Source organism: Pseudoxanthomonas sangjuensis, from assembly GCF_010211755.1.
GTDB classification, from domain to species: Bacteria; Pseudomonadota; Gammaproteobacteria; order Xanthomonadales; family Xanthomonadaceae; genus Pseudoxanthomonas_A; species Pseudoxanthomonas_A sangjuensis.
Window position 1 is genome coordinate 1 of record NZ_PDWR01000052.1, and the last position, 1,304, is coordinate 1,304.

Here is a 1,304-nt window from a genome sequence, read left to right on the forward strand (position 1 = left end):
TGCCGATGCGTATTTGTTCGTCACCTTGCTGTGGGCGCAGAAAGCCGCTGTGAATCTGGATGGCTTGAACGCGCTGCAAGCGTTCGTGCAACGCATGCTGGCCGATGCCGATGTGCAGGCTGCACTCAAGGCCGAGGGTCTGGCCTGACAGCGCAGCCGTTTGCCACACGACGCGTAATAACAAAACCTGATTAGCCCTAACTCTCAGCCAGCAGTCGCAAGATCTGCGCCGGCCTGGGCAGATGCTGTTGTCACCTGAAGCCGACGAGGTGGCCCCATGAGCATCAATGCCGTGCAGTTCCAGGCTGGACTGTCGATGCCGGATTTTTTTGCAGCCTACGGCACCGAAGCCAAGTGCTACCGCGCTCTGTATAGATGGCGGTGGCCCCAGGGATTTCGCTGTCCTTGTTGCGCTGGACGGGCGCGCTCGCGCTTCAAGCGTGGTGGCGCCATCTACTATCAATGCAGCGCGTGCCGGCATCAGACCAGCCTGATCGCAGGCACGATGTTCCAGGGCACCAAGCTGTCACTGCGCACCTGGATGCTGGCGCTGCACCTGTTGACCTCGACCAAGACCAACATGGCTGCGCTGGAGCTGATGCGTCATCTGGGCGTCAACTACAAGACCGCCTGGCGGATGAAGCACAAGATCATGCAGGTCATGGCCGAGCGCGAAGCCACGCGTCGACTGTCCGGGTTCGTGCAGATCGACGATGCCTACCTGGGAGGGGAGCGCAACGGCGGCAAGGCTGGGCGCGGATCGGAGAACAAGCAACCGTTCCTGATTGCGGTGCAGACCGATGCCAGCTTCACGGCGCCGAGCTTTGTGGTGATCGAGCCGGTGCGCAGCTTCGACAATGCCGCGCTCACGGACTGGATCGCCCGTCGCCTGAAGCCAGAATGCGAGGCCTACACCGACGGGTTGGCCTGTTTCCGCCGCCTGGAAGACGCCGGCCATGCACACACCACACTGGACACCGGCGGCGGACGCGCAGCCACAGAGGCCGCCGGTGCCAGGTGGGTCAACGTGGTGCTTGGCAACCTCAAACGCGCCATCAGCGGCGTCTACCACGCCATCGCGCAAAGCAAATATGCGAGACGTTATCTGGCCGAAGCGGCCTACCGATTCAATCGCAGATTCCGCCTGCCCGAAATGCTGCCACGACTCGCCACGGCGATGATGCGTTGCAAGCCCTGTCCGGAGCCGGCTTTGCGCATGGCGGGCAATTTTCATGGCTGAGAGACAGGGCTAATCAGGAGAGCTTTTGCAGACCTCCGCCCAGGCGCTGCGCCCGAACGATGGC

1 protein-coding gene and 1 pseudogene are annotated in these 1,304 nt (G+C 62.3%); both read left to right on the forward strand.

Going from position 1 to position 1,304, the window contains the following annotated elements:
* A pseudogene (locus CSC71_RS15210) lies at positions 1–148 on the forward strand (glutathione S-transferase family protein); the annotation flags it as partial.
* 129 nt (positions 149–277) lie between these two features.
* Positions 278–1,240 (forward strand): IS1595 family transposase, encoded by a 963-nt coding sequence (locus CSC71_RS15215; RefSeq protein WP_160964030.1) that lies wholly within the window; start codon positions 278–280, stop codon positions 1,238–1,240.
* Positions 1,241–1,304 lie beyond the last annotated feature (64 nt).

Bases quoted from the DNA above. Each gene is read 5' to 3' on its own strand.
- CSC71_RS15215 (WP_160964030.1), top strand. From the start codon at position 278: ATGAGCATCAATGCCGTGCAGTTCCAGGCTGGACTGTCGATGCCGGAT.